General features: G+C 46.7%; 19 protein-coding genes. 5 read left to right on the top strand and 14 right to left on the bottom strand.

What is annotated here, in order from left to right; translation table 11 throughout:
* Window positions 1-136: 136 nt before the first annotated feature.
* Window positions 137-1,213 (bottom strand): alanine racemase, encoded by a 1,077-nt coding sequence (gene alr, locus Q4Q57_RS14820; RefSeq protein WP_311891236.1) that lies wholly within the window; start codon window positions 1,211-1,213, stop codon window positions 137-139.
* Window positions 1,214-1,316: 103 nt separating this feature from the next.
* A complete protein-coding gene (gene dnaB, locus Q4Q57_RS14815; protein ID WP_106649436.1) occupies window positions 1,317-2,723 on the bottom strand; it encodes a replicative DNA helicase in 1,407 nt (468 codons plus the stop codon).
* Between the two features lie 125 nt (window positions 2,724-2,848).
* On the opposite strand from dnaB, the gene Q4Q57_RS14810 reads away from it, so the two are divergent.
* Complete coding sequence (locus Q4Q57_RS14810) at window positions 2,849-5,047, top strand: S46 family peptidase (RefSeq protein ID WP_311891235.1); 2,199 nt, start codon at window positions 2,849-2,851, stop codon at window positions 5,045-5,047.
* Between the two features lie 267 nt (window positions 5,048-5,314).
* On the opposite strand, the gene rplI is transcribed toward Q4Q57_RS14810, so the two are convergent.
* The 4 genes from rplI to rpsF are packed head-to-tail and all read right to left on the bottom strand — an operon-like array spanning window position 5,315 to window position 6,753.
* A complete protein-coding gene (gene rplI / locus Q4Q57_RS14805) occupies window positions 5,315-5,767 on the bottom strand; it encodes a 50S ribosomal protein L9 (RefSeq protein WP_311891234.1) in 453 nt (150 codons plus the stop codon).
* 36 nt (window positions 5,768-5,803) lie between these two features.
* Window positions 5,804-6,031, bottom strand: coding sequence for a 30S ribosomal protein S18 (gene rpsR / locus Q4Q57_RS14800; protein ID WP_006083042.1), 228 nt, complete (start codon window positions 6,029-6,031; stop codon window positions 5,804-5,806).
* A 12-nt stretch (window positions 6,032-6,043) separates the two neighbouring features.
* Window positions 6,044-6,349 (bottom strand): primosomal replication protein N, encoded by a 306-nt coding sequence (gene priB, locus Q4Q57_RS14795; RefSeq protein ID WP_006083043.1) that lies wholly within the window; start codon window positions 6,347-6,349, stop codon window positions 6,044-6,046.
* 8 nt (window positions 6,350-6,357) lie between these two features.
* On the bottom strand, window positions 6,358-6,753 hold the full coding sequence (gene rpsF / locus Q4Q57_RS14790) for a 30S ribosomal protein S6 (protein ID WP_006083044.1): 396 nt from the start codon (window positions 6,751-6,753) through the stop codon (window positions 6,358-6,360).
* 213 nt (window positions 6,754-6,966) lie between these two features.
* Between rpsF and Q4Q57_RS14785 the strand changes: the two genes are divergently transcribed.
* Together Q4Q57_RS14785 and Q4Q57_RS14780 are read left to right on the top strand one after the other, a co-directional pair.
* Window positions 6,967-7,710, top strand: a complete 744-nt coding sequence (locus Q4Q57_RS14785; protein WP_006083045.1) for a YdiY family protein — start codon at window positions 6,967-6,969, stop codon at window positions 7,708-7,710.
* A 236-nt stretch (window positions 7,711-7,946) separates the two neighbouring features.
* Window positions 7,947-9,389 (top strand): MFS transporter, encoded by a 1,443-nt coding sequence (locus Q4Q57_RS14780; protein WP_311891233.1) that lies wholly within the window; start codon window positions 7,947-7,949, stop codon window positions 9,387-9,389.
* 144 nt (window positions 9,390-9,533) lie between these two features.
* On the opposite strand, the gene rlmB is transcribed toward Q4Q57_RS14780, so the two are convergent.
* From rlmB to zapE, 8 genes are all read right to left on the bottom strand, one after another.
* A complete protein-coding gene (gene rlmB / locus Q4Q57_RS14775; RefSeq protein WP_006083047.1) occupies window positions 9,534-10,274 on the bottom strand; it encodes a 23S rRNA (guanosine(2251)-2'-O)-methyltransferase RlmB in 741 nt (246 codons plus the stop codon).
* Window positions 10,275-12,698, bottom strand: a complete 2,424-nt coding sequence (rnr, locus tag Q4Q57_RS14770) for a ribonuclease R (protein WP_006083048.1) — start codon at window positions 12,696-12,698, stop codon at window positions 10,275-10,277.
* A gap of 39 nt (window positions 12,699-12,737) precedes the next feature.
* Window positions 12,738-13,394, bottom strand: a complete 657-nt coding sequence (gene motX, locus Q4Q57_RS14765; protein WP_011847814.1) for a flagellar protein MotX — start codon at window positions 13,392-13,394, stop codon at window positions 12,738-12,740.
* 112 nt (window positions 13,395-13,506) lie between these two features.
* Window positions 13,507-14,802: an adenylosuccinate synthase gene (locus Q4Q57_RS14760; RefSeq protein WP_006083050.1), complete on the bottom strand. Its 1,296-nt coding sequence runs from the start codon at window positions 14,800-14,802 to the stop codon at window positions 13,507-13,509.
* 72 nt (window positions 14,803-14,874) lie between these two features.
* Window positions 14,875-15,063: a DUF2065 domain-containing protein gene (locus tag Q4Q57_RS14755; RefSeq protein WP_006083051.1), complete on the bottom strand. Its 189-nt coding sequence runs from the start codon at window positions 15,061-15,063 to the stop codon at window positions 14,875-14,877.
* Between the two features lie 152 nt (window positions 15,064-15,215).
* Window positions 15,216-15,608 carry a 30S ribosomal protein S9 gene (rpsI, locus tag Q4Q57_RS14750; RefSeq protein ID WP_006083052.1) on the bottom strand — a complete coding sequence of 131 codons (393 nt, stop codon included), beginning with the start codon at window positions 15,606-15,608 and terminating at the stop codon, window positions 15,216-15,218.
* 14 nt (window positions 15,609-15,622) lie between these two features.
* Window positions 15,623-16,051: a 50S ribosomal protein L13 gene (gene rplM / locus Q4Q57_RS14745; RefSeq protein ID WP_012088240.1), complete on the bottom strand. Its 429-nt coding sequence runs from the start codon at window positions 16,049-16,051 to the stop codon at window positions 15,623-15,625.
* A gap of 290 nt (window positions 16,052-16,341) precedes the next feature.
* Window positions 16,342-17,454 carry a cell division protein ZapE gene (gene zapE, locus Q4Q57_RS14740; protein WP_006086064.1) on the bottom strand — a complete coding sequence of 371 codons (1,113 nt, stop codon included), beginning with the start codon at window positions 17,452-17,454 and terminating at the stop codon, window positions 16,342-16,344.
* A gap of 413 nt (window positions 17,455-17,867) precedes the next feature.
* On the opposite strand from zapE, the gene degQ reads away from it, so the two are divergent.
* Together degQ and degS are read left to right on the top strand one after the other, a co-directional pair.
* Window positions 17,868-19,220, top strand: coding sequence for a Do family serine endopeptidase DegQ (gene degQ, locus Q4Q57_RS14735; RefSeq protein WP_311891232.1), 1,353 nt, complete (start codon window positions 17,868-17,870; stop codon window positions 19,218-19,220).
* 115 nt (window positions 19,221-19,335) lie between these two features.
* Window positions 19,336-20,418, top strand: coding sequence for an outer membrane-stress sensor serine endopeptidase DegS (gene degS, locus Q4Q57_RS14730; protein ID WP_006083056.1), 1,083 nt, complete (start codon window positions 19,336-19,338; stop codon window positions 20,416-20,418).
* Window positions 20,419-20,502: the final 84 nt, after the last annotated feature.

The raw sequence follows: 20,502 nt of genomic DNA, 5'->3' as shown, positions 1-20,502 counted from the left end.
CACCGTTTTTATGATTCTGCATTTCAAGCTGAAGACACTCAAGCTAACGAGGTTCATTTCACCAGGCTAGTCTCATGAGACCAAGCACGCGAGATTAAGCTCATGAGAGTAAACTCACGCGATGAAGTTAACAAAGCTAAGCTAAACAAACCGCAACCCTTGGGGTGAGCTTAGTGACTAATTCATAAGCGATAGTACCAATATGCTCAGCGACTTCTTCTACGGGTAATGCTTTACCCCACAACAAAGCGCTATCGCCAACCTTATCCTGCGCATCTTGGCCTAAGTCGACAGTCAACATGTCCATAGAGACGCGACCAACTATGGGTACGCGACGACCATTGACCCACACAGGTGTACCTTCCGGTGCATTACGGGGATAACCATCACCATAACCAATTGCGACAACACCCAAACGGGTATCTTGCTTCGCGGTCCAGAAACAACCATAACCCACTGGCTGATTGGCTTTATGATCCCGCACCGCAATCAACTGTGATACCAGTTCCATCGCAGGTACTAGTCCGTGATTCGCACCGCAATCTCCCGTGACAGGTGACACACCATAGAGTGCGATTCCCGGACGGATCCAATCGCCTTGGCTTTGCGGCCAATACAAGGCACCGGCGGAGTTGGCTAAGGTTCTAAATCCGGGTAAGCCAGCCGTTAAGGAATTAAAAGCCGCCATCTGCACTGAGGTATAAGTGTTATCTGGCTCATCTGCGCAGGCAAAATGCGTCATCAAATGAATCGGTTTTGCCACATTGGAACAGGCCATTAATCGGTCGTAAACCGTTGAGAATTGCTCGGGCGTAAAGCCTAAGCGATGCATACCTGAATCCACTTTCAGCCAAACAGTCACAGGTTTAGGCAGCACGGTTTGCTCTAACATCTCAAGCTGAGAGCTATGATGCACCACAGTGTCGATATCATGCCCGACGAGTAACGGGAGATCGGTGGCGCGGAAAAAACCTTCCAGCAATAACAAACGCGCTGTCACGCCGCCCGCTCGTAATTCTAAGGCTTCATCCAATCGTGCTAAGCCAAAGCCATCGGCACTGACTAAACAATTAGCGACATTCAATAATCCATGACCATAGCCGTTCGCTTTAACGACGGCCATTACGCGACTCGCTGGTGCCTGTTGACGCAACGCAGCGAGATTGGTTTGCAGTGCACTACTGCTAATTTCTGCACGGGGAAAAGGGTTCAAAATTTACCTTGCTCACTCAGGAAATAAAAAGTCACGGATATAAAAAATACATCAGCACAGCACGTCTTCTGCATACGCAAATTTACTATTTTCAAACATGAATTTAGTCTTCTTCAAACTGAGGTCCGGCATAATTATCGAAGCGCGAAAACTGCCCTTGGAAGGTGAGTCGCACCCGACCAATCGGGCCGTTACGTTGCTTACCAATAATGATTTCGGCCGTACCTTTATCTTGAGAATCGTTGTTATACACTTCATCGCGATAAATAAACATGATGAGATCCGCATCTTGCTCGATAGCGCCCGATTCACGCAAATCCGAGTTTACCGGGCGTTTATCGGCCCTTTGCTCGAGCGAGCGGTTAAGCTGTGACAGAGCAATAATCGGAATTTCCAACTCTTTAGCTAATGCCTTGAGCGAGCGTGAAATCTCAGAAATCTCTAAGGTACGGTTATCTTTCAAGGCGGGCACCTGCATTAACTGCAGGTAATCTATCATGATCATCGACAGGCCGCCGTATTCACGAGCGATACGACGCGCGCGGCTACGAACTTCAGTTGGCGTTAAGCCCGAACCATCATCGATATACATTTTGCCTTGCTCGAGCATAATCCCCATGGTCGATGAAACCCGCGCCCAATCCTCATCATCGAGTTGGCCAGTACGGATTTTGGTTTGATCGACGCGGCCCAAGGAGGCCAACATACGCATCATAATCTGTTCTGACGGCATCTCGAGACTGAAGATAAGCACAGGTTTGTCTTCATTCATTGCGGCTTGTTCGCACAAGTTCATCGCGAAGGTGGTTTTACCCATAGAAGGACGCGCCGCAACGATAATCAAGTCACCGGACTGGAAACCAGCGGTCATCTTATCCAGATCGTTAAAGCCGCTCGATACCCCTGTCACACCGTTGTGGGGGTTATTGTAAAGCTGCTCAATCTTATCGACGGTTTTTTCTAGAATGGTTTTAATGCCTTCGGGACCTTCATTGGCATTGGTGCGCATCTCAGCGATCTTAAAGACTTTACTCTCAGCAAGGTCGAGTAATTCACCCGAGTCGCGGCCTTCTGGGTTGTAACCCGCATCGGCAATTTCGTGCGCGACGCGGATCATGTCACGTACTACGGCACGTTCACGGACGATTTCAGCGTAGGATAAAATGTTGCCCGCACTTGGGGTATTTTTCGCAATCTCACCTAAATAGGCAAAACCACCGGCATCTTCTAATTGATTTTCAACTTCGAGCTGTTCAGAAACCGTGATCAAATCGATCGGCTGCCCCAAATCGACCAATCTGTGCATGGCAGAGAAGATCATCTTGTGTGAACGGGAGTAAAAGTCATCTTTTACGACGGCCTCAGCTACCCTGTCCCACGCTTCGGCATCTAACATCAAGCCGCCTAATACCGATTGTTCAGCCTCAATTGAATGCGGTGGCAGCTTGAGTCCATCAAGCTGCAAATCTCTTGGCTTACTTTTAGGCTTAAAAGCACCTTGTTGTGACATTAACGCTCCCGATTTCCAACAACTTAACAAAATATGATATAAAACCCGCGTCAAGCAAACAGGATGTTTACACTCGCCTGTTATCTCATTCCAACGGACACTCTAATAATCAATAAGGAAAGAACATGCGTATTGCATTGGTTGCGGCCTTAGTAATGACATCCGGCATAGCAACTGCCGACGAAGGACAATGGCAACCTTATCAAATGCCTTCTATTGCAGACAAACTCAGTGAACGCGGAATCGATATTCCTGCAGAAAAACTGGCCGATCTTACAAGTTATCCCATGAACGCCGTTGTAGGGCTGGGCTATTGTACCGCCAGTTTTGTCTCCCCCCAAGGGCTAGTTGTGACAAACCACCATTGTGCCTTCAAGGCGATACAATATAACACTAAGAAAGAACATAACTATCTCGAACAAGGCTTTTTAGCGACATCAATGGACAAGGAACCCTCTGCCGGTCCTAACGAACGTTTATACATCACAGAGGCAGTAACCGATGTCACCGCCCAAATCAATCAAGGCCTGAGCCAAGATCCGCTGAGCCGTTACGAAGATATTCAAAATCACAGCAAAGAACTGATCAAGAGTTGTGAAGCCGATGCGAATTATCGCTGTAATGTCCGCAGTTTCCATAACGGCCTAGAATATTACTTAATCAAGCAATTGATGATCCGCGATGTACGCTTAGTGTATGCACCACCAGAAAGTGTCGGCGCCTTTGGCGGCGACATCGATAACTATGAATATCCACGTCATTCAGGTGATTTTGCCTTCTTACGGGCTTATGTGGGTAAAGACGGCCAACCCGCTGCCTATAGCGACGATAACATCCCTTACAAGCCAAAGAGTTACCTTAAAATTAACGCCGATGGCGTGAAAGCCGGTGACGGCGTGTTCGTCGCAGGCTATCCAGGCTCAACCAGTCGCTATAATCTTACTAGTGAACTTAAGTTTGCCAGTGACTGGCTGTATCCCACCCAAGCTAAACGCTATCAATTACAGATTGATACTATCGAAGCTATGGGACAAAAAGATGCAGACATCGCCATTAAATACGCTGGTAATATGGCTTCAATGGCCAACCGAATGAAAAAACTCAACGGCCTGTTAGCGGGTTTTAAAGCCACGGATATCGTGGGCATTAAACAAAGTCGTGAGGATAATTTTTTAGCTTGGCTTAAACAAAATCCTAAGCTAAATCAAAACCTCATCGCTGAGTTAGAAGTGCTACTTGCCGAGCAACAACAGGCGTTCCAAAGTAATTACTACTTTACTAATGCCCAATCGAGCACCCTGTTAACCGCAGCAAACAGCTTGTATCGTCTTGCGAAAGAAAAACAAAAGCCCGATGCCGAACGTGAACAAGGCTATCAAGATCGTGATTTAGCGATGCTGAGCTCGCGCCTTAAACGTATCGATTCAAGTTTCGATGTCAAAGTCGATAAGGCATTGTGGTTACAGGATTTAAATGCTTACCTAGGCCAATCGAATCGCGTGGCAGCGCTCGATAAAATGTTAAGTGTTAATAGTAAAGACGTAGATCTCGCGGCTAAACTCGATGGTTTGTATTCACTCACTACGCTCACAGACCAAGCCCAACGTCTGGCGTGGATGAATGCCGATGTTAACGCCTTCGAAACCAGTGCCGATCCCTTTATTCGTTTAGCCGTTGCCCTTTACGACACCAATATGGCACAGGAAAAAACGGAAAAAATCTTAGACGGCAAGTTATCCACTGCTCGCCCAGACTACATGGCCGCCGTGATTGACTACTATAAAGCCAACAACTGGCCGGTCTACCCTGACGCCAACGGTACGCTACGTATCAGCTACGGTATGGTCGATGGTTATCAATCCCGTGATGCGCTCTACAAACAGCCGTTTACTCGTCTTGATGGCATAGTCGCAAAACACACAGGCGTAGAGCCCTACAATGCACCGAAAAAGCTACTCGATGCGATTGCCGAACAACGTTTTGGCAATCATTTAGTGAAGTCGGTTTATCAAGATCCCCGCGGCTGGATTTGCAGACTCTTCTCTTGCTTAGACAAACCCGAAGAATTTAACTCTGTACCGGTTAACTTCTTATCGAGCGTTGACACCACAGGCGGTAACTCTGGCTCACCCGTCTTCAACGGTAAAGGAGAACTCGTTGGCCTTAACTTCGACTCCACCTATGAAGCGATTACTAAAGACTGGTTCTTCAACCCAACCATCACCCGTGCCGTGCACGTAGATATCCGCTATATCCTGTGGATGATGGACGAAGTCGACCATGCCGATAATCTGATTAAAGAACTGGATTTAGTGAGAAATTAATACCTTGAGCTAAATCAGTTGCTCTAAACAAAAAGCCGCTCACTGTTCTGCAGTAAGCGGCTTTAATTTGGGCTCGTATTTTAGCAGCGAATGCACTTTGAGATGATGAGATTGAATGAATAGGCGTATATCACCTAGCAATTATACCAATCGCATTAAATCCATCGCAGAGTCGATATCCAAACCTAAATACACTCAAATCCTAAATTTCAGCCATAAAAAAACACCGCCTAGGCGGTGTCTTTTTATATTTAAAGCGAGTCGTAATTAAGCTTCTGCAACCACAGATACTTTAACAACAGCTTTAACTTCAGTGTGTAACTGAACTTCAACTTCGAAGTCGCCAGTAGTACGCAGAGCGCCTAATGGTAAACGAACTTCAGCTTTAGCCAGCTCAACACCAGCAGCAGTCACTGCATCAGCGATGTCACGGTTGCCAACTGAACCAAACAGTTTGCCTTCATCACCAGCTTTAGAAGCGATTACAACAGCTTCCAGTGCAGTGATTTTCTCAGCACGTAGGTTAGCAGCAGCTAATTCAGCAGCTAATTTAGCTTCTAATTCAGCGCGACGAGCTTCAAATACTTTAACGTTGCTTTCGTTAGCAACAACAGCTTTACCTTGTGGCAAAAGGAAGTTACGTGCGTAACCAGCCTTAACTGTTACTTGGTCACCCAAGTTGCCTAGGTTAGCGATTTTATCAAGCAGAATAACGTTCATTATCAAATCCTCTATATTCGATTAGGAATACTGCAATTACTGATGTAAATCAGTATATGGCAGTAGAGAAAGATAACGAGCACGCTTGATAGCGCGAGCTAGTTGGCGCTGATATTTAGCACTAGTACCAGTGATACGGCTTGGAACAATCTTGCCACTTTCAGTGATGTAGTTCTTTAAAGTAACGATATCTTTGTAATCAATTTCTGCAACACCTTCAGCGGTGAAACGGCAGAACTTGCGACGACGGAAATAACGTGCCATGTTGACAGTCTCCTAAGTTTTCAATTCGACATTTTCGGCATGGATAACTAAGCGGTTTTGACCATTGCGCCCCTGTTGAAGCGTCATAAAGCCTTGCACTTGAACTTCCACACCTGCTTTCAGATCTTCTGCGACGCTTTCAAAGCGTGGGCCACTCAATATCACTTGAATTTGTACGTAGACGTTGCGGAGCATATCTGCTTCATAACGCTGCGATTTGTGTTCCAACATTATCACACTGTGTGCAATACCTGCTGGGCTTTTAAAGCGTCTTGAACGAGTTATCGTTCCTGACAACACCAAGTTATTGGTGGTCACAGATTACCTTACTCAGCGATTTCTTCAGCGTGAGCTTCATCGTATGAGCGTTCGCCAGCTGGGCCACGACGTGAATCGCGCTCATCTCTAGCTTTAGCCATTGGAGATGCTTCAGTAACGGCAACTTTAGTACGCATTACCATGTTACGCAGAACTGCGTCGTTGAAACGGAAAGCTGTTTCTAGCTCTTCAATCGTCTCTGCTTTAGCTTCAACGTTCATCAGAACGTAGTGAGCTTTATGCAGATCAAGGATTGGGTAAGCCAGTTGACGACGGCCCCAATCTTCTAAACGGTGGATTGTGCCGTTAGCTTCGGTGATAACACCTGTGTAACGCTCAATCATACCTGGTACTTGTTCACTTTGATCTGGGTGAACCATAAATACGATTTCGTAATGACGCATTTATTGCTCCTTACGGTTATGTAGCCTCGGTATTGGCTCAGTCAAACCAAATGGAGGCAAGGAACGAAAAATAGTGACTGATTTGAGCGCGAGATAGTACAGAAAGCAAGCCAGAAACTCAAGCAATAACTTTGCCTCGCCAATCAATACAGGTATGATGGCGCTTCATCTATATTCGGACGTCTGACATCAGCTAACCAAGAATAAAACATAATGCTAAAAGTTATTGCGCCAATCTTTTTATTTTCCCTTTCATTTCCTGCGCTTGCGCTTGTTCCACCTGATTATCAGGAACCGCCCAGCGATTTTACCGCAGAAATCGAAGCGGGTTTGCAACTGAATACAGGCAATACCGAATCCAGCAGTTTTAACGGTCGAACCCAACTGATTTACGACACTAAGCAAACCAAGCAAGAAGCCACGCTCAAAGCCTACTTTGCCTCAGAAAAAAGCAAGACGACTTCCGAAAAATACGAACTCCAACTCCAGTCGAACTATAAACTCACTAAGGGTTATATCTTCGGACGCGGTGATTTCACTTGGGATCAATTCGGTAGTTACACGCAAATATCAACTATTTCGAGTGGTTACGGTTTTAATGCCATCAGTAGCTACAAGACCAAACTCAGTCTCGAAGTCGGCCCCGGTTATCGATATAACTTACCGGCCGAATCTGTCGATATTCCCAATCCTGATGCTGAGAAAGATGTCATTCTGCGTACCGCTGCAAAGTTTTCTCAAAAACTGCAGGAATACAGTAGTCTCAATGCCGATTTAACTGCGGAAATGGGCGAGAACAACAATACCCTTACCTTAGACATGAACTACAAGAATCTGGTGTTCCAAGATTGGGCTTTTAAAATCGGCATGAACATCAAATACACTGAAGTAGTTCCAGAAGGTAGCCAGCAGACAGATACCATCACCACCTTCAACCTGCTTTATACCTTTAGATAACCGCTTTTAGATAATCCGAAGCAATACAAGAACACGACGCCAATGTCATCTTCGGCTGGCGTCAATGTGAAAGTTCCTCCGCCCCTCTCAAGTCACTTCGACATAATCTAAGGATTTTTTGAGCAGAAATGCGCAATTAATCAAGATTTACCAACAATTTGCAACACAACATAAACACCAACCCCTGATATACTCACGGTTTATTATCAATCTTGTTTGTGTTTTCGGAGTTGTATATGACTAATCCGCTGCGCACTTTCGCCTCTTTATATAGCACCACCTTGTTAATGGTACTGGCCGGCGGTTTGCTCACAACTTACCTTGGGCTCAGGCTCTCGGTGATGAATGTGCCACAGATATGGATAGGCGGCATGATGTCGGCCTATTATGTTGGCCTAGTGGCGGGCTCTAAGATTGGTCATAGACTTATCGCCCAAGTGGGTCATATACGCGCCTTTGTTGCCAGTGCAGGTATAGTCGCGGCATCTGCATTGGGTCATGCACTTGTGGATGAGCTCGCGGTTTGGCTGCTCCTCAGGCTCGTTGTCGGCATGGGAATGATGTGTCAATACATGGTGCTAGAAAGTTGGCTTAACGAACAAGCCGAAAGTAACCAAAGGGGCACAGTGTTCGCGAGTTATATGATCGTATCTTACTTCGGCTTGATCTTAGGCCAAGGTGCAATCAGTATCTTCCCCGAATTAGGCCTTGAGCCATTACTGCTGATCGCGATTTGTTTCTCACTCTGTATCGTACCGATTTCACTCACGCGTCGTCTTCACCCTGCGCCTTTGGTCCCAGCTCCACTCAAAATTGCCCATTACTGGAAAAAAGCGCCGCAGGCACTCACAACCATCGCGATTGGTAGCATGATAGTGGGTTCGTTTTATGGTCTCGCGCCCGCCTATGCTAGTAACTTAGGTTTGCCGCCTGAAAAAGTCGCCACTTATATGACTGCAACGATTTTAGCGGGATTACTGGCACAATGGCCGATGGGGAAACTGTCCGACATTATGTCCCGCAGCCGCCTTATTCGTATCAACTGTATATTGCTTGGCATCTTAGCCTTAGCCATCGCCTTAACGCCCTATCATCCAGTGATTTCGCTGGTGATGACCTTCCTGTTTGGTATTTTAGGTTTCACCTTCTATCCACTTGCTACGGCACTGGCTAACTCACGAGTCGAACAGAATGAGCGGGTCGGTTTATCCGCCACCATCTTATTAACCTTCGGCTTAGGGGCTAGTATCGGTCCATTGATCGCCTCAACGTTGATGCAATGGCTTGGCAACAGCATGTTATATGGCTTTATGTCTGCCTGTACCTTGATCCTGTTTGTGCGGCTACGTTATGTACATGCACAACAAAAAGCCGAAACCAATGTCACCCAAGACTACATAATGGCAACGGGCGACTTAGTCTCTTCACCACTGGCGGCAGCGCTGGACCCACGAGTTGATGTCGAATCGATTCAAGAACATATGACGCCCAGTGCTAACCTAGATGAAGCGGAATATGATTTAGGGGCTGATGGTGTCGATGACGATATTATCGACGCAAATGACAGTGATGAGGAACAACTCGCCTTCAGTTTCGATATCGAGCAAACTGAGCCTGAAGCCGTTCAAACGGATGAAGCCGATAGCCATCAGGTTAACCTAGACAAAGCACTGATATAAAAAGGCCAATAAAAAGACCGATTAACTGCTTAAAGTTAATCGGTCTTTTTATTTCTGCAATCTATAATTAAAACAGATAGTTACTTAAAAATCTTTACTACAAGCCTGATACCGCATGTGCGAAATCAGGCAAGAGTGAGCGTATTAACTGCGGCGCTGACGCACAGCTTCAAATAAGCAAATACCGGTCGCAACCGATACGTTCAAGCTAGACACACTTCCGGCCATAGGGATAGAGATCAGTGAATCGCAAGACTCACGGCTTAAACGGCGTAAACCTTTATCTTCCGCACCCATGGCAATCGCCAGTGGCCCTTTAAGATCGGCTTGATAAAGCTCGCAATCCGCCTCGCCCGCCGTACCCACAATCCATACACCTTTATCCTGCAGGTGACGCATAGTGCGCGCAAGATTAGTCACTTGGAATAAAGGCACAGTTTCCGCCGCGCCACATGCCACTTTACTCACAGTCGCAGTTAAGCCGACTGAGTTGTCTTTAGGCACGATAATACCTTGCACGCCTGCCGCATCGGCATTACGTAGGCAAGCGCCTAAGTTATGGGGATCCGTCACGCCATCCAAAATCAGCAGAAATGGTTGCTCAGTGTTGGCAAGCAGCACATCTAGATCTTGCTCATTCAACACTTTCGCCGCTTTAACGCGCGCGACTATGCCTTGATGTTGGCTGCTTTCCGCTTTGTCATCCAAGGCTTTACGAGAAGCGACTTGAATCGTCGTGCCAAAGGCTTTGGCCTGATTGGCCAGCACAGTTAAGCGCTCATCGTCACGGCCTTGTAAGAGCCATAACTCGATAATGCGCTCAGGGCTGTGTTTTAACAGGGCTTCAACTGCGTGGATCCCAAAAATAATATCTTGTTTTTTCATTTATTTCTTTCTCGTGCTCCGCTTAGCGGCTTTTGGCTTTTTAGCCGGATCTTTTACTGCTGTCTTTTTCGCTTTAGTGCCCGCTTTAGCCTTAGGTTTGGCTTTGCCAGCTTCAGCCTTAGTGCTAGGCGTTGCGGTTTTGCCCGCTTTACCTTGCTTAGCGCCTTCACGATTAACACGCTCACGGGCTGTCATCGGCTTATCACGGCTGGCTGATGCTTTACGCTTGCCACCTTTGCCGTCATCGCCCAGCATGACTAAATCAATCTGTCTGTCATCTAAGTTAACAGCAGCGACCTTAACCGTCACAGGATCGCCCACTTGATAGACTTGGCCTGTATGCTCACCAATAAGGCGTTGACGCATAGGATCGAATTGGTAGTAATCGCTACCTAGGCTTGATATATGCACTAAGCCATCGATAAACAGCTCATTTAAGCGCACGAACAAACCAAAGCTCGTCACTGAGGCAATTACAGCTTCAAAGGTATCGCCGACGTGATCTTGCATAAACTCGCACTTGAGCCAATCGCTAACATCACGAGTCGCTTCATCGGCACGCCGTTCTGTAGTCGAACACTCTTCGCCCAATTGGTCGAGTTCATCGAGTTGATAGTGGTAGCCACCATCCTGCGTCCACTTTTCTGTGGCTTCGCCTCTTTCCTTCGCCAGTAAATAACGGATCACACGATGTAAGACTAAATCCGGATAACGGCGAATGGGCGAGGTAAAATGCGCATATTCTTCTAAGGCTAGACCGAAGTGACCTTCATTATCTGGGGTGTAAATTGCCTGACGCATAGAGCGCAGCAACATCACTTGGATAAGTTCAGCATCGGGACGGTCGGCAATTTGCAGCATCACGTTCTGGTAATCTGACGGCGTTGGCTCAAGTCCGCCAGGCATAGTCAAACCACGCTCAGCAAGGAACTCTTTAAAGTTCGCCAACTTTTGCTCAGATGGCGCTTCATGCACTCGGTACAGCACGTCGCCTTTGTGTTTCTTCACAAATTTAGCTGCAGAAACGTTGGCTAAAATCATGCATTCTTCAATGATTTTATGTGCTTGATTACGGCCACGCGGCACGATTTTATCAATCTTGCGCTGCTCATTGAAAATGAACTGCGTTTCCATGGTTTCAAACGCAATCGCACCACGCTCAGCTCTTTGCTCATCTAGCGCTAAATACAATGACTGTAAACACTGCAGATGCGGGAACAAGGCTTCATGCTCTGGCGCAATCGGCCCGCCTTCTAACATCTCCGCCACTTGGGTATAAGTGAAACGGGCATGGGAATACATCACCGCTGGATAAAACTTATAACCCGACAACTTGCCTTTGGCAGACACTGTCATTTCAGCGACCATACATAAACGGTCGACGTGAGGATTAAGCGAACATAAGCCGTTGGAGATTTTCTCCGGCAGCATAGGGATCACTTGTGATGGGAAATACACTGAGTTACCACGGGCACGCGCTTCGGTATCTAAAGCCGAATCGGTGCGAACATAATAACTAACGTCAGCAATCGCAACCCATAAACGCCAGCCGCCACCGGCTTTTTTCTCCGCATACACGGCATCGTCAAAATCGCGGGCGTCTTCGCCGTCGATAGTCACTAATGGCAGATGACGTAAATCTACACGGCCGACTTTATCGGCGTCGGTCACTTCATCGGGAATTCGGCGCAGTTTCTTCTCGATCACAGGTGACCAAGTATGGGGTAAGTCGTAGTTACGCAGGGCGATTTCGATTTCCATCCCCGGCGCCATTTGCTTACCAAGCACTTCAGTCACTTTACCCGCAGCCTTAACAAAACGACCTGGGCGACGCGTTAATTCAACCACAACCACATCGCCTTGACGGGCGCCGTTGCGATCTTCATTCGCGACTAAGATTTCTTGGGTAATACGCTTATCATCGGCAATGACAAATGCCATACCGCTATCAACATGATAACGGCCAACAATCGCGGCACTGCGCGGCTGGATCAAACGCACCAAACGCGCTTCGCGGCGACCACGACGATCTGTGCCCGCTTTTTGCGCCAGCACTTTATCACCGTGGAAATACATCAGCATATCGCGGTTCGAAATAAATAAGTCATCACCGCCTTCATCGGGTTTGAAAAAGCCGAAGCCTTCTCTGTGTCCGAGTACAGTGCCGGGGATAAGATCCATTTTCTCGGGCAAGCCATAGCTCTGCCCACGGGTGAACACAAGTTCGCCATCGCGTTCCATCGCACGTAGGCGACGGCGCAGAGCCTCAAGCTGTTCTTCCTCTTGGATGTTTAACGCCGCGGCAATACTGTCACGAGTGATAGGTGATTTCTGAGAACGTAAGTAATCGATAATATACTCACGGCTTGGGATAGGGTTTTCGTACTTATCCTGTTCACGCTCAAAATGAGGGTCTTTGATCATTCAATATCCAAATAATGTGTCTCTAGATTAAGAGACCACTTAACGGGTTCGCAACTGTTCTTGCTGGGCCCGCGCCACTGCACTGGGGGGCATTTTAGCTGCTAACACCTGCAGTAAAGACAAGGCTTTTTTCTTCGTCGCCTCGTCCGCAAATACATCGTTATATAACCAGTGATAGGCCATCTCGTAATCCCTAGGACTACCATAACCTTCACCGAATAAACGCACTAACATCATACGAGCGGGTAAATCACCACTTGCAGCCGCAGGCAGTAAATAATGCACTGCTCTGTCTTTATTGCGGATGACAAATTTCCCACTCTGATAATACTCGGCAAGCTTTAACATCGCTTCTGAGCTACCTTGTTCGGCCGAGTCACGTAACAAAGCAATGCCCTTCACAGGGTTTGCCTTTACACAGGTTCCATAATTGAGCATTTCGCCCCACAGGAATTGATATAAAGGCTGTTTTAAGACCTGGGCTCGCGCCTCAATGTCTTGGACTAACTGGCAATCATCACGCTTCACTTTTGCTAAATATTGATCGCTACGGATCAAATCAAGCAATTGATCTTGGCTATAAATATCCACCGCCTGCGTTTCAGCAAAGCACATTGAAGATACTAAGGGCAGTAGCGCAACTAGTGCTGTACGTAGCATAACGACTCTCAATGACAATAGGGTGAATACTTGCATCGGCAGTATAACCTATTTCTTGAGCTTGAGCTGAATTTCTAACCGCAGAATTAAACAGAGAAAGGCATAAAGAAGCAGAGAAAAAGGCCGTGAAACACGGCCTTAACAGGTCTTAATTGAACGGATTAACCAAAATCATGGTTTCGTTACGGTCAGGACCAGTAGAGATAATGTCGATTGGTGTTTCTAATAGCTCTTCAAGACGCTTGATATAATTGATCGCTGCCGGTGGCAGTTGCTCAATGGATGTCGCGCCAAAAGTCGACTCGCTCCAACCTGGCATAGTTTCATAAACAGGCGTAACCAGTTCATAACCTTCAGCCGCAAGCGGGGTCACTTTAGAGATAGTGCCATCAGGATTCTGATAACCAACACAAATTTTCACTTCTTTCAGACCATCAAGTACATCTAACTTAGTCAAGCAGAAGCCACTCACACTGTTGATTTGAACTGCGCGGCGCATTGCCACAGCATCCAACCAACCTGGACGACGCTTACGACCCGTTGTCGCACCAAACTCATGACCTTTAGTACCTAAATGATCACCAACTTCACATAATAGTTCAGTTGGGAATGGACCTGCACCCACGCGAGTGGTGTAAGCCTTCATGATACCTAAGACATAGTCTAAGTGACGTGGACCAAAACCTGAACCCGTCGCAACACCACCGGCAGTGGTATTTGAAGAGGTTACAAAAGGATAAGTTCCGTGGTCGATGTCGAGTAATGTACCTTGAGCGCCTTCAAACAGGATTGGCTCACCGGCTTTACGCGCAGTATCCAACAGTTCAGTCACGTCAACACACATGCTCTTCAGATAATCGGCCATAGCCAAAGCATCTGCTAGCGTTTGCTCGTAATCAACAGCTTCGACTTGATAGTACTCTGTCAGCATAAAGTTATGGTATTTCATAACTTCTTTCAGCTTTTCAGCAAACAGTTCAGCATTGAACAGGTCGCCTACTCGCAGACCGCGACGGGAGATCTTGTCTTCATACGCAGGTCCGATTCCACGGCCAGTTGTACCAATAGCTTTATTGCCACGTGCTTTTTCACGGGCGATATCTAAGGCGCAATGGAATGGTAGGATCAGCGGACACGCTTCAGAGATCAACAGACGTTCCTCAACAGGAACACCACGATCTTTCAGCATGTTGATCTCTTTCATCAGGGCGTCAGGTGCAAGCACCACACCGTTGCCAATAATGCATTTCACATTATCGCGCAGGATACCCGATGGGATCAGATGAAGAACGGTTTTATCACCATCGATAACCAAGGTATGACCAGCATTGTGGCCGCCTTGATAGCGAACTACATATTTTGCCTGTTCTGTTAGAAGGTCGACAATCTTACCTTTTCCTTCGTCACCCCATTGGGTGCCGAGAACAACTACGTTTTTGCCCATTATTTGCTGCAAGGTTGCGGTTAAAAAAGAATTTTAACAGATCTTAGTCAGTAAGGGCAAGCTGGGTATTTTTTACGCAAAAATCACCAGAATCACCACTCCAGCTGTGACTAATGCGCCACCGAGTCGCTGGATAACCTGCTGATTTTGATGGGAGAGTTCATTTAAATAACGACGCCACTTGTTCGGAAAGAGTAAGGGGCCGACTCCCTCTAAAAGTAATACAAGTGCTACTGCCAGCATAAAAACTTGAAAAGTCATGCGCACCTCAAACTCAATCACTCAATGTAATTTAGTGTATATCAGCTTACTTCAACAACAGAGTCTCTTATAAAATGAATTCGTCAGTATCGTAAATTTTAGCCAATAAAAAACCCAGCATAGGCTGGGTTTTTTGATATTCCAAAAACGAATTAACGCTTAGAGAATTGTGGCTTACGACGTGCTTTACGTAGACCCACTTTCTTACGCTCAACTTTACGAGCGTCACGGGTAACGAAACCAGCAGAACGTAGTGATGGACGCAGTGCTTCATCTAATTGCATCAGAGCACGGGTAATACCGTGACGGATTGCGCCTGCTTGGCCAGTGATACCACCGCCTTTAACAGTTACATAGATGTCCAGCTTGTCAGTCATTTCAACTAACTCTAAAGGTTGACGAACAACCATACGAGCAGTTTCACGACCAAAATACTGATCCAAAGGACGTTGATTTACAACGATGTTGCCACTACCTGCTTTAGCGAAAACGCGAGCTGTAGAGGTTTTGCGACGGCCAGTGCCGTAGTACTGAGTTGCAGCCATTTGCTTAATCCCGTTTAGATATCAAGAACTTGAGGTTGTTGTGCAGTGTGGTTATGTTCTGCGCCAGCGTAAACTTTCAGTTTACGGAACATGGCACGGCCCAGAGGACCTTTTGGTAACATACCCTTAACTGCTTTCTCGATGATCATTTCTGGCTTTTGCGCTTGCAGCTTTTCAAAGCTGATTTGCTTAATGCCACCTGGGAAGCCTGAATGCGAGTAGTACGTTTTGCCTTTCGCTTTGTTACCAGTAACAGTCACTTTTTCAGCATTAACAACGATGATGTAATCACCGGTATCAACGTGTGGAGTGTATTCTGGCTTATGCTTACCGCGTAAACGGATAGCGATTTCAGTAGCGATACGACCTAAAGTTTTGCCGTCTGCATCAACGACGAACCAGTCACGAGTTACGGTTTCTGGTGTAGCAGTAAAAGTCTTCATTATTACAAAAACCCAAAGTTAATTTTCTGTCTCACATGCTGCCTGCATTTGCAAACAACACAAAATTGCCTTTTAGTACCCCTTCGAGCACTGACTTCGGCTTACAACTTCCGCCCAATTGGCGGAGTAACGTGGGCAGGTGGCGGAGTATAGACAAAGCTGAGTTAAAAATCACCTGATATTTTGATAAAAATTATAAAATATCGACCAATCTGGCTTGTCATCCTAAGGATTAACAAGCCACTGGCGATTTAACACGGGAGTTAAAGCAAAACTCTTGCGCCGCAGGGTTAAGGCAGGTGCTCTGTTTTCAAATAATCGTGTGATTGCATCTCAATAAGACGCGAGCGACAACGTCTAAATTCGAAGTTAAGCAAGCCATCGGCGTAGATATCTTCAAGTGGCACTTGAGCCGATACGATAAGCTTTACATTGCGCTCGTAAAACTCATCGACCATAGCTAAAAATCGTCTGGCGATATCATCACCGGTCAAAAATGCGCCCATTTGCTCAATGCCGCTGACCAGTACAGTATGATAAATCCGCGCCAATTCCATGTAGTCACGCTGACTTCGCGGACCATCACAGAGCGCTCTAAAATCGGCCAACAATACGCCCTGCGCCTGCTGACGAATACTGATACTACGACCTTCGATTTCGATGTCGGCGGTAAGCACCTCTGACTCAGGCGCTAACTGGCTAAAATAACGCATAAGATTGGCATCGGCTTGTGCGTCTAACGGATGATGATAAATCTCCGCTTGCTCAAGGGTACGTAGTCGATAATCGATGCCAGAATCCACATTGAGCACTTCACAATGTTGATTAATTAAGGCTATCGCGGGTAAGAAACGTGCCCGCTGTAAGCCATTTTTATATAAGTCGTCGGGGATGATGTTAGACGTAGCGACCAGCACAACGCCTTCTTTAAATAGCGCTTGAAACAGCGTACCTAACAACATGGCATCGGTAATATCGGAGACAAAGAATTCATCGAAACAGATAACGCGATATTTCGCGGCCATCTTTTTCGCAATCACCAGCAAGGGATCGCGCACGCCTTTCAGTTCATCTAAATCTAAATGTAGCTGATGCATGAAACGATGGAAGTGAGCCCGCAGCTTTTGATCGCCAGGCAAGGCATCAAAAAAAGTATCCATCAGATAGGTTTTGCCGCGACCCACACCGCCCCAAAGATACAGGCCTTTAGGTGAAGCAGGCGCCGATTTTAAGCCGAATGCACTAAACAATTTCCCTACGATAGAACTCGGCTCTTCCGCCGCCGTTAAGTCTTCATAGACACGTTGTAATGCTTTGACCGCAATTTCTTGGGCCGGATCATGGGAGAAACCGTCACGGGTAAGATCTTTTTGATAATGCTGCCAAGGGCTTAACTGAGGCACTTTTTAATTCTCTCATGTCCTTTATTAAAACTGCGATGATATTAGCACGGCCAATGTGGCGCAGGATATATTAATGCTGAATACGACTTTTGCCTCAACGCTAAACAGCATACAAACGGCGAATAAACCTCTATGCTGTAGGTCATTTTAATCGGCAAAACTTGCTGATATCAGGGCTTGAAAAATGAGTATCTTGCCCACAGTTTTCCACTGAGCAACGAGTATGAAACAGTCGATAAAATAGGCTCAAAAAAATTAACATTTGTTAATATGATGAACTTTTTCAATTAGGTGCGTGTCCGAATGGTTACCTAGGCAAATAGCCGGTACCGATACAGATTTGATCTGGCACTCGCACAATAGCTGATGCATTACATCCAGATCGTTCAACCCTTATTTGGAGTTATGAATAGATGAAAACAAAATTATCTGTACTTTCAGCCGCAATGTTAGCCGCGACCCTGACTATGATGCCTGTCGTCTCACAGGCCGCCATTCCACAGACGGTTGAGGGACAATCCATTCCAAGTCTTGCGCCCATGCTTGAGCGTACGACACCTGCTGTTGTGTCCGTAGCCGTTACGGGTACTCATGTTTCAAAACAAAGAGTGCCTGATGTTTTTCGTTACTTCTTTGGCCCCAATGCGCCACAGGAGCAAGTGCAGGAACGTCCTTTTAGAGGCTTAGGCTCAGGCGTTATTATTGATGCCGAAAAAGGCTACATAGTCACTAACAACCACGTGATTGACGGTGCTGATGATATTCAAGTTGGTCTACATGACGGTCGTGAAGTAAAAGCCAAACTCATTGGTACTGACTCAGAATCGGATATTGCATTGCTGCAAATTGAGGCAAAAAATCTTATCGCAATCAAGTCATCAGACTCTGACGACTTGCGTGTTGGTGACTTTGCCGTTGCCATTGGTAACCCCTTCGGTTTAGGGCAAACCGTGACTTCAGGTATTGTCAGTGCTTTAGGCCGTAGCGGTTTAGGCATAGAAATGCTGGAAAACTTTATTCAAACCGATGCTGCTATCAATAGTGGTAACTCAGGTGGTGCACTCGTTAACTTAAACGGGGAATTGATTGGGATTAACACCGCAATCGTAGCGCCGGGAGGTGGTAACGTCGGTATCGGCTTTGCTATCCCTGCCAATATGGTGAAAAACCTGGTCGCGCAAATTGCCGAACACGGTGAAGTACGCCGCGGGGTACTGGGGATTTCGGGACGCGATCTTGATAGCCAACTCGCTCAAGGCTTTGGTTTAGACACCCAACACGGCGGCTTCGTGAATGAAGTAGCCAAAGACAGTGCCGCCGAGAAAGCCGGCATTAAAGCGGGTGATATCATTATCAGCGTCGATGGCCGTGGCATTAAGTCCTTCCAAGAACTGCGGGCCAAAGTCGCCACTATGGGCGCGGGTGCTAAGGTTGAGCTAGGACTCATCCGTGACGGCGATAAGAAAACCGTTAAGGTGACCTTAGGTGAAGCAAGCCAAACCAGTGAATCTGCTGCTGGCGCCGTACACCCTATGTTGCAAGGAGCATCCTTAGAAAACTCATCTAAGGGCATTGAAATTACCGATGTCGCCCAAGGTTCGCCTGCGGCTATGAGTGGCTTGCAAAAAGGAGATGTAATTGTCGGTATTAACCGTACTGCAATTAAAGATCTTAAGACTCTTAAAGCACAGCTAAAAGATCAAGAAGGTGCAGTTGCACTGAAGATTATGCGTGATAAGAGCATGTTGTATTTAGTCCTACGTTAATCGGCTAAATAGGCCATATTTTCTGCCACAGATAAGCATAGGGAGCTTAGGTTCCCTATGCTTACATAGATTAAACATGTTAATCTAACTCACCTTTTTCAAGATCCATCCTGCCATGACGATAAAAGACACACTACTATATCTCGGTAAAGCCACCCTTTTTGGTCTTATCATGGCGGCCATGTTTTTATTGGTAACCCGTTATTTCGATAACCAGTCCCTCGGTAATAGTCTGCTACAAACCCGAGCCAACAACACAGTCGAGCTCTCCTTTGCCAAGGCGGTCCGCCGCGCAGCACCTGCCGTTGTTAACATTTATAGCCTCAGCATAGATCAAAATCGCCCGCTTAACTCGGGTTCGCTACAAGGGCTAGGTTCTGGGGTGATAATGAGCAAAGAAGGCTATATTCTTACGAATTATCATGTTATTAAAAAGGCCGACGAAATTGTTGTCGCCCTGCAAGATGGACGTAAATTTACCTCAGAAGTGGTTGGCTTCGATCCAGAAACCGATTTATCGGTACTCAAGATTGAAGGCGATAACTTACCGATTGTCCCCGTTAACCTCGACAGTCCGCCTCAAGTTGGTGATGTCGTACTCGCCATTGGTAATCCCTACAATTTGGGCCAAACCATTACCCAAGGCATCATCAGTGCCACGGGTCGTAACGGCTTAAGTTCAGGTTACTTAGACTTCTTACAAACCGACGCGGCGATTAATGCCGGTAACTCGGGCGGCGCACTGATTGACACCAACGGCAGCCTTATTGGTATTAATACCGCAGCATTCCAAGTGGGTGAAGAAGGCGGCGGCCATGGGATTAACTTCGCTATCCCGATTAAATTGGCCCACAGCATTATGGGCAAGTTGATTAAGAATGGCCGCGTGATCCGTGGTGCCTTAGGGATTTCTGGCGAGCCAATTAACCCTGTGGTGGCGCAGATCCTTAATCTACCCGACCTAAAAGGTGTGCTCGTTACAGGTGTCGATCCTAATGGCCCTGCGGCGCGAGCCCTCTTAATGCCAAGGGATGTGATTATTAAATACGATGGTGAAGATGTGCCAGGCGTTGAAATGCTGATGGATCGCATCGCTGAAACCACACCGGGTAAGAAAGTGATGATGACTGTGATACGCCAAGGGAAACAACAGGAGTTGCCCGTTATTATCGATGAAAAGGTTGTGGTCGATAACTAGAGCGGCACCCATCATTGCGTACGCAGACAACAAAAAACCAGCTTTTAAGCTGGTTTTTTAATGGGTCGAGATTTTAATCTCTCA

The sequence above is a fragment of the Shewanella sp. SP2S2-6 genome (genome assembly GCF_031931965.1).
Classification (GTDB): domain Bacteria; phylum Pseudomonadota; class Gammaproteobacteria; order Enterobacterales; family Shewanellaceae; genus Shewanella; species Shewanella baltica.
This window is presented reverse-complemented; position numbering and strand designations above follow the sequence as displayed.

Bases quoted from the DNA above. Each gene is read 5' to 3' on its own strand.
- dnaB (WP_106649436.1), bottom strand. From the start codon at position 2,723: ATGTCACAACAAGGTGCTTTTAAGCCTAAAAGTAAGCCAAGAGATTTG.
- Q4Q57_RS14810 (WP_311891235.1), top strand. From the start codon at position 2,849: ATGCGTATTGCATTGGTTGCGGCCTTAGTAATGACATCCGGCATAGCA.
- rplI (WP_311891234.1), bottom strand. From the start codon at position 5,767: ATGAACGTTATTCTGCTTGATAAAATCGCTAACCTAGGCAACTTGGGT.
- rpsR (WP_006083042.1), bottom strand. From the start codon at position 6,031: ATGGCACGTTATTTCCGTCGTCGCAAGTTCTGCCGTTTCACCGCTGAA.
- rpsF (WP_006083044.1), bottom strand. From the start codon at position 6,753: ATGCGTCATTACGAAATCGTATTTATGGTTCACCCAGATCAAAGTGAA.
- Q4Q57_RS14785 (WP_006083045.1), top strand. From the start codon at position 6,967: ATGCTAAAAGTTATTGCGCCAATCTTTTTATTTTCCCTTTCATTTCCT.
- Q4Q57_RS14780 (WP_311891233.1), top strand. From the start codon at position 7,947: ATGACTAATCCGCTGCGCACTTTCGCCTCTTTATATAGCACCACCTTG.
- rlmB (WP_006083047.1), bottom strand. From the start codon at position 10,274: ATGAAAAAACAAGATATTATTTTTGGGATCCACGCAGTTGAAGCCCTG.
- rnr (WP_006083048.1), bottom strand. From the start codon at position 12,698: ATGATCAAAGACCCTCATTTTGAGCGTGAACAGGATAAGTACGAAAAC.
- motX (WP_011847814.1), bottom strand. From the start codon at position 13,394: ATGCAAGTATTCACCCTATTGTCATTGAGAGTCGTTATGCTACGTACA.
- Q4Q57_RS14760 (WP_006083050.1), bottom strand. From the start codon at position 14,802: ATGGGCAAAAACGTAGTTGTTCTCGGCACCCAATGGGGTGACGAAGGA.
- Q4Q57_RS14755 (WP_006083051.1), bottom strand. From the start codon at position 15,063: ATGACTTTTCAAGTTTTTATGCTGGCAGTAGCACTTGTATTACTTTTA.
- rpsI (WP_006083052.1), bottom strand. From the start codon at position 15,608: ATGGCTGCAACTCAGTACTACGGCACTGGCCGTCGCAAAACCTCTACA.
- rplM (WP_012088240.1), bottom strand. From the start codon at position 16,051: ATGAAGACTTTTACTGCTACACCAGAAACCGTAACTCGTGACTGGTTC.
- degQ (WP_311891232.1), top strand. From the start codon at position 17,868: ATGAAAACAAAATTATCTGTACTTTCAGCCGCAATGTTAGCCGCGACC.
- degS (WP_006083056.1), top strand. From the start codon at position 19,336: ATGACGATAAAAGACACACTACTATATCTCGGTAAAGCCACCCTTTTT.